The organism is Streptomyces alkaliterrae, from assembly GCF_007097205.2.
GTDB classification, from domain to species: Bacteria; Actinomycetota; Actinomycetes; order Streptomycetales; family Streptomycetaceae; genus Streptomyces; species Streptomyces alkaliterrae.
Window position 1 is genome coordinate 1 of the sequence record NZ_VJYK02000320.1, and the last position, 6,051, is coordinate 6,051.

At 74.5% G+C, this 6,051-nt stretch carries 7 protein-coding genes and 1 pseudogene; 3 read left to right on the forward strand and 5 right to left on the reverse strand.

Annotated features, from left to right (window positions below):
• Nucleotides 1-187 (forward strand): annotated as a pseudogene (locus FNX44_RS29175) (hypothetical protein); the annotation flags it as partial.
• Nucleotides 188-229: 42 nt separating this feature from the next.
• Here FNX44_RS29175 and FNX44_RS22525 read toward each other — a convergent pair.
• The 5 genes from FNX44_RS22525 to FNX44_RS22545 form a co-directional block, all read right to left on the reverse strand.
• Complete coding sequence (locus FNX44_RS22525; RefSeq protein ID WP_143650617.1) at nt 230-445, reverse strand: I78 family peptidase inhibitor; 216 nt, start codon at nt 443-445, stop codon at nt 230-232.
• Nucleotides 446-733: 288 nt separating this feature from the next.
• A complete protein-coding gene (locus FNX44_RS22530; RefSeq protein ID WP_143650618.1) occupies nt 734-1,705 on the reverse strand; it encodes a helix-turn-helix transcriptional regulator in 972 nt (323 codons plus the stop codon).
• Between the two features lie 70 nt (nt 1,706-1,775).
• On the reverse strand, nt 1,776-2,738 hold the full coding sequence (locus tag FNX44_RS22535) for a hypothetical protein (protein ID WP_228450120.1): 963 nt from the start codon (nt 2,736-2,738) through the stop codon (nt 1,776-1,778).
• 141 nt (nt 2,739-2,879) lie between these two features.
• Nucleotides 2,880-3,515 carry a LysM peptidoglycan-binding domain-containing protein gene (locus FNX44_RS22540; RefSeq protein ID WP_143650619.1) on the reverse strand — a complete coding sequence of 212 codons (636 nt, stop codon included), beginning with the start codon at nt 3,513-3,515 and terminating at the stop codon, nt 2,880-2,882.
• Nucleotides 3,516-3,619: 104 nt separating this feature from the next.
• Nucleotides 3,620-4,288: a transglycosylase family protein gene (locus FNX44_RS22545; protein WP_173019255.1), complete on the reverse strand. Its 669-nt coding sequence runs from the start codon at nt 4,286-4,288 to the stop codon at nt 3,620-3,622.
• 518 nt (nt 4,289-4,806) lie between these two features.
• On the opposite strand from FNX44_RS22545, the gene FNX44_RS22550 reads away from it, so the two are divergent.
• Nucleotides 4,807-5,583 (forward strand): DUF8842 C-terminal domain-containing protein, encoded by a 777-nt coding sequence (locus FNX44_RS22550; protein ID WP_143650620.1) that lies wholly within the window; start codon nt 4,807-4,809, stop codon nt 5,581-5,583.
• A 131-nt stretch (nt 5,584-5,714) separates the two neighbouring features.
• Nucleotides 5,715-5,987, forward strand: coding sequence for a hypothetical protein (locus FNX44_RS22555; protein ID WP_143650621.1), 273 nt, complete (start codon nt 5,715-5,717; stop codon nt 5,985-5,987).
• The last annotated feature ends 64 nt before the right edge of the window (nt 5,988-6,051 follow it).

Consider the following 6,051-nt stretch of genomic DNA (forward strand, 5'->3'; position numbering starts at 1 on the left):
CACCCGCCCGCCCCGATCCGGCGCCGAGCGGCTGCCGGGCGGCGCCGGATCGGGGCGGGCGGGTGTGCGCGGACGCGCCACGGGCGGCCGGCACCCGCACCACGAACGTCCCGCGCCGCCGCACGTCGTACGGCGGCCGGCGGCGGAACGGCCCGGGCGCGGCGCCCCGCTGGAACGCCGCCCCTGACAGAGGACGCGGGGGCGCCGCCCCGGGTCGGCCCTTCCCGCGTCAGCCCTTCCAGCAGCGGACGACGACGCCGTTGTCCACGGTGAAGTTGAGCCGCCCCTCCAGGTACTCCATGGTGATCATCGCGCCGGGCTCGAGGGACCGCACCGTCGTCCAGCCACGGCGTCGGGCGGTCTCCTCGGCCGCCCGGTCGGGCAGCCCGACGTAGCTCTCGGGGTCGTCGGTCGGGGTGCTCGGTGTAGTGGGTCGGTCAGCCATGAGCGCCACCGTACGACCTGGCGCCAGCACGTGGAAGTGTCTGATCGGTTCTGCCGCCGTCACGCTTCTGTCACAGCCGTGCGGGCGCCAGCGGCGGACGATCCGGAAAGTGCGGACCGCCCCGGAAGCGTCCGCCGAACGGGCCGGTATCGCGTTTTGCGGCGGCGCTCCGAAGGCGCCGGAATGGCGGGTTCCAAGCGGCCGCTTCAACGGTCCCGAATACCCCGGAAATCGTTCTTCCACACCGCTTCCGGCGCCGCGTTGGCCGTTCGGACGGCTGACCGGGGATCAGTTCGGGGGCGGCGGCAGCGCGCGGGTGAGCAGGTCCCGTAGCGCTTCCACCCGCTCGACGAGTTCCGGCGGTTCGCGCACGGTGAACTCCACTCCCAGGTGCAGCACGTGGAACACCACCGCGTCGAAGGAGTAGGACGCGACCTCCAGCAGGCAGCTGTGCGCGTCGACGGGTTCGAGCGAACCTCCCCAGCTGGCCAGCCGTTCTGCCGCCTCCTCCAACGGCACGTGCAGCAGCACCGAACCGCGCGCCGGGTAGGCGGCGCTGCTGACGCCCTCGCGCACATAGGCGGCCAGGTCCTCGGCGGGCGGTCGCCGCGGGGTGAAAACCGGGCCGTGCGGAGGGGTGAGGGTGAGCCGGTCGACGCGGAACGTCCGCCAGTCCTCCCGGCCGCGGTCGAAGGCCACCAGGTACCAGCGGCGGTGGCTGTTGACCAGCCGGTGCGGCTCCACCACCCGTCGGGTGTCGTCGCCGTTGTGCGCCCGGTACCGGATACGCAGCTCCTGGTGGTCGCGGCAGGCGTGGGCCAGGTCGGCCAGCGTCTCGGCGGCCACCTCCGGGCCCTCCGCCCGGGGCGGCATCCGCACCGTGTAGGAGGTCAGCGCGCTCACCCGGCGGCGCAGCCGGTGCGGCAGCACCTGTTCGAGCTTGTTCAGCGCGCGCACCGAGGACTCCTCTACGCCCTCCACGCCCGCGCCGACCGCGTTCTGCAGCCCCACGGCGACCGCGACGGCCTCCTCGTCGTCCAGCAGCAGCGGCGGTAGTCGAGCACCGGCGCCCAACTGGTAGCCGCCGCTGGTGCCGGTCGCGGAGTGCACCGGGTAGCCGAGGGTGCGCAGCCGGTCGACGTCGCGCCGCACGGTGCGCTCGCTCACTCCCAGCCGCCCGGCGAGGTCGGCACCCGACCACTCGCGGTGGGCCTGGAGCAGGGACAGCAGGCGCAGCAGCCGCGCCGAGGTCTCCAACATGCCGCCGAGTCTGCCAGCCATTGCGGACAGCCACTGTCCGCTGCGAGGCCTCGGCGCCGGACGGGTCGGGTCAGCGTTCCAGCCGGACGGCGAGGTCGTTGTCCGCCGTGTAGCAGGGCCGCAGCGCTCCCGGGGCGTCGGCCAGCGGCACCGCCGGGTAGCGGATGACGCGCCGCTTGTCGGGGATGTCGTCGAGTATGCGGGCGATCCGCACCGGCTCCTCCCCGTCGGCGGGCCGCAGCCACAGCGACCAGCCGCCGCCCTCGGTGTCGTCCTCGGGTACGGGCAACGACCGCAGCGGCAGCAGAGCGGTGAACTCCTCGCTCCCGACGGACGCCAACGGCACCTCGGCCGCGGCGGTCGCGGAAGCGCCGTCGGCGTCCGTCCGGGCGAGCAGCGCGGCCCCCGGGCCGGCCGTCGCACCGTAGAGCCGCCCGCGCACGGTCAACGCGTTCTCCACCACGCGCAGTTCGTTCGCCTCCGCGTGCGGCCAGCGCTGCCAGGCGCGCAGCGAGAGATTGCCCTGGCGGGTCCGGTAGGGGATGCGCACCCCGAGCCACGTCCGGCCCGTCCTGGGCACCCTGGCCACCAGCGAGCGCAGGTCGCTACGGCCGGGCGCCACCCGCCTCGGCGGCTCCTCGCCCACGGCGAGACTGACCTTCCAACGCCCCTCCCCCAGCGGCACCGTGCTCGGCAGCACGGCTCGCAGCAGCCGGGGCCCGGACGGCACCAGCGGCAGCCGTACGGCGTCCTCCACGGGATCGTCCTCGTGCAGCAGCAGGGCGGCGTCCCAGCGCTCGGCGGCCTCCGGCAGCGCGATGTCGAAGGTCAGACCGCCGGCGGTGTCGGCCGTGCAGTCCGCGAGCGGAGTCGCCCGGTCCGCCGGGCGCCGGCGGCCGGCTCCCGGGGCGACCGAAGCGGCCCCGGCGGGCGGCGCGCCGTCGGCGGGCCCGCTCGCCGACGCGGGCACGACCGCCCGCGCGGGTGAGCTGTCCGCCCGGCTGTCGCCGGGCGGTCGGAAGGAGTGCTGCATGCGGCCTCGGGTCCGTGTTCTCACGGAGGGGCGCGTCCGCCCCTCCGCTCTTCACTCCCTTAGACGCGCGGGCGGCGCCGGGGGTTGGCTCCGAGCGGAAGTTCGGCGAGGAAATGTGCGGACGCAGTGAAGCCGGTGTGGTCATCCTGGGAAGCGGGAGCCGGTGCTCGCAGGGCTCGGCCGGGCCTTGCGGTCCGGGAGGACGAGCATCATGCCCGGGCACAGCCGGCTCGGGTCGTCCCCGACGAGTTCCCTGTTGAGGTCGTGGAGTTCGCGCCAACCGCCCGCGATCCGGTGCCGGGCGGCGATACCGCTGAGGGTGTCGCCCGGGCGTACCAGGTGGATGCGGCGTCGGGCGTCCTCCCCGGTGGTCAGTTCGCAGCGCACCGAGCACACCGGCCAGGCGCCCCAGCCCTGGTTGGCGAGCACCCGTTCGGCCACCTCGATCTGCTGCTCCCGGGTGGCCAGGTCCGCCCGCTCGGCGAACTCCCGACCGCCGTGCTCCTCCCAGGTGGGCTGCCAGAACTGGAGGCCGCCGTAGAAGCCGTTGCCGGTGTTCGCGGACCAGTCGCCGCTGCTCTCGCAGCGGGCCAGGCAGTCCCACGGGGAGGCCGTCGGGCGACAGGGCCCCGGCGACTCCGCGGCGTCCCGCCTTCCCGGGTCCGCACCGGCGGCAGCGGGGCCGGCCGCCGGCCCCGCAACGGTGAGCAGCGGCAGCGCGAGCAGCGCGCACAGCAGTGCGGTGGGCCGTCGGCGCCGGGACCACGGGAAGCGCATCCGGTCACGCTAGGCGCCCCGACGCCGCCCGCCGGACAGCCCGCGCCGGAGGCCGTCCGTACCCCACCCGGTCGGCCGACCGGACGGGGCACGGACGGTGGGGCTCAGACCCGCAGGCGCTGGCCGGGGAGGATCAGGTCCGGGTCGTCGCCGATGACGGCCCGGTTGGCGGTGTGCAGGTCCCGCCAGTCACGGCCGACGGCGCGGGCGATGGCGCTGAGGGTGTCGCCCTCGCGCACGGTGCGGACCGAGCCACCGCGGCCGGCACGCGGGGCGTCGTCGCCGCCGCGCGGGGCGCTCTGGGCACCGGAGCCGCCGGACCGCGGGGCGGCCGCCGGACCGCCGGCGGTCGGGCGCTCGGCCGAGGGGCGCTCGGCGGTCGGGCGCTCGGCGGAGGGGGCGGGCGCGGCCGGTGGTGTGCCGCGCAGCCCGAGCCGCGCGGAGCAGCTCGGCCAGGCTCCCCAGCCCTGGGCGGCCTGGACCTTGGTGGCGACGGCGATCTGCTGGGCACGGCCGGCCTTGTCGGCGGTCGGCGCGTAGGCCGTGCCGCCGTAGGCGCGCCAGGTGCTCGGGGCGAACTGGAGTCCGCCGTAGTAGCCGTTGCCGGTGTTGATCTGCCAGTTCCCGCCGCTCTCGCACTGGGCGAGGCGGTCCCAGACGCCGCCGTCGGCGGCTTGGGCGGGCGTGGTGGCGACGGTGATCAGGGCGAGCGGTGCGATCAGCGCGGCACAGGCGGCCGTGGCACGCGCAGCCTTCTCACGACGTGTGGACATTCCATCCCTCTCCACGAACCCGGTTCCCCCAAGGGCGCGTTCGGCGGTCCGCGCCATGGGGCGGGACGGCCGGACGACCCCGTCCGGCGGAGCGGACGCGGCCACCGGACGCTCCACGAGGGAGCGTTCGCGGCGGCGGTGCGTCGATCCGGACGGACTGTTCCGGGCGGTGCTCGGTGCACACGGCCGCCGAATCTAGGCAGCTGTCGGGCGAGCGGACAACCAACAACCCTCCGTCACAGGTCAGTTGGCGGTTACCACAGGTAACACTGGAGCACGGGAGGCACGCTTCATCCCTGGATATCCCGATTTAGTGGATACCTCCTCAGCTTACTTGTGAGCTGTTTCACCCGTCGAACAGAGGCGCAGCTCGCCCCAGTTGACGCTGAGTGACCCGTTCCAGCGCGTGCGTCACGCTGCGCGCCCGGCAATCGCACCTGGTTCGTGCCACCGCGTGACCATCGACACATGTCGCCCGTTGTCCATACGAACCAGAACCGACCGCCAGGAGTTCTCCTGTGTCTCCCATGCTTGACGTCAGCGACGACGTACGCGCCGAGATCGGCGAAGAAGAGGTCGCGAAACTCCTCGCCGGCGAGACCGCGCCGAGCAGCTACGACTGCACCTCGTGCCGCACGCCGGGCGACACCGGCCAGGAGCGCACCAGCACGGTGCTCTTCGTCGGCGAAGAGACCGCGGTGCTCGCCTTCGCGCACGCCAACTGCGTGCCCTCGCAGATCGTGCGGGTCACCGAGGAGCAGATCCAGGGCGCGGTGCGCACCATCACCGGTGACTCCGGCGGCGCCCCCGGCGCCGATGGCGAGCAGGCCGTACTGAAGGTCACCTGCGGCCAGGTGCTGATCGACGAGCAGCTGCGCGCCGCTATCGTCGTCGAGCCCAACGGGGCCATCGCGCGCCCCGGTTCGGAGGGCACCACCGACGAGTTCCTGCCGCTGCTCATGGAGCACGGCTTCACCGCCGTCACCGACCTGGAGACGATGCCGGCAGCCATCCCCGGCTGGTCCGTGCTGATGGCCGCCGGCCAGCTGCACGCCGTGCTCCAGCCCGGCCCCGAGGGCAACCCGTCGGACTCCTGGTGGCAGGCGCACCAGCCGCTGCCGGTGACCGACGAGTGGCGCGCCACCGCGAACCGCACCAGCACCGTACTGGTCTTCGCCGTGCCCTCCGGCGGTCTCGGCGAGCAGCCGCGCGAGGACCTGATGCGCCAGGCGCTGGAGAAGGCCGCCGCCAACGGCTACCTGGTGGCCGCGGCGATGCCGCTCGCCGGCACCTGATCCGGCCCCTCCGGACGTTCCCCCGCACGGCCCCGCATCCAGCGGGGCCGTGTTGTCGTTGTTTCAGTGTGCAGCCATACGAACCTTCCCGAGCCCGCCACTCGCACTCGACCTACGGCCACATCCCGCAGATGCGGCCCGCCCACGAGGTAGGCCGCCACGAACTGCCGGAACGCTCGGCGACGCCCATCTACGACGCCCTCTACGCCGAGTACCGCCGGCTGTTCCGCACGCTGCCGTTCGACCGGTCCGGGGAGGAGCCGCTGCGCTTCGAGGGGTTCGGCTCTCTCTACCCGTCGCCGAGCGCGGCCTCCACCGGCTTCCACACCCGCTGGCAGGAGGAGCGGCGGGTCCGCGCCGCGCTGCCGCCGGCCCGCTCCGAGGGCCTGGACCACCGCGGCTGACGGGCCGTCACCGGGACGGGGAACCAAAGGGGCCCGGGCCGGCCGCCGCTACGGCGTCCGGCCC

Coding starts and splice junctions, on each gene's coding strand:
- FNX44_RS22525 (WP_143650617.1), bottom strand. CDS start 445: ATGGCTGACCGACCCACTACACCGAGCACCCCGACCGACGACCCCGAG.
- FNX44_RS22530 (WP_143650618.1), bottom strand. CDS start 1,705: ATGTTGGAGACCTCGGCGCGGCTGCTGCGCCTGCTGTCCCTGCTCCAG.
- FNX44_RS22535 (WP_228450120.1), bottom strand. CDS start 2,738: ATGCAGCACTCCTTCCGACCGCCCGGCGACAGCCGGGCGGACAGCTCA.
- FNX44_RS22540 (WP_143650619.1), bottom strand. CDS start 3,515: ATGCGCTTCCCGTGGTCCCGGCGCCGACGGCCCACCGCACTGCTGTGC.
- FNX44_RS22545 (WP_173019255.1), bottom strand. CDS start 4,288: ATGTCCACACGTCGTGAGAAGGCTGCGCGTGCCACGGCCGCCTGTGCC.
- FNX44_RS22555 (WP_143650621.1), top strand. CDS start 5,715: ATGCGGCCCGCCCACGAGGTAGGCCGCCACGAACTGCCGGAACGCTCG.